The organism is Seonamhaeicola marinus, from assembly GCF_008085455.1.
The window spans coordinates 1-239 of the sequence record NZ_VSDQ01000682.1; the positions used below are offsets into that span (position 1 = coordinate 1).

Genomic DNA, 239 nt, shown 5'->3' on the forward strand with positions numbered 1-239 from the left:
CAGAATCTTTTGCTACAGAAACCGGCACAAACTTAGTAATATCGTCGGGTGTAATTATAACACCACAAGCATGAATACCCGTATTACGTACCGAACCCTCAAGCATTCTTGCTGTATTTACTGTTTCTGCCTCTAAGCCGCTTCCTTCAGAAATATTTAAAAGTTCGTTTACTTTTTCTAACTCTTCGGCCCTAAATTTACCTGCCAAAGCTTTTTCATCTAAACCAAAAATTTTATTT

At 36.8% G+C, this 239-nt stretch carries 1 protein-coding gene; it reads right to left on the reverse strand.

Features of this window, described 5'->3' with window-relative positions; all coding sequences use genetic code 11:
- Positions 1-239, reverse strand: a 239-nt coding sequence (locus FUA24_RS17110; RefSeq protein WP_148544313.1) for a hypothetical protein, incomplete at both ends; no start/stop codon positions are given.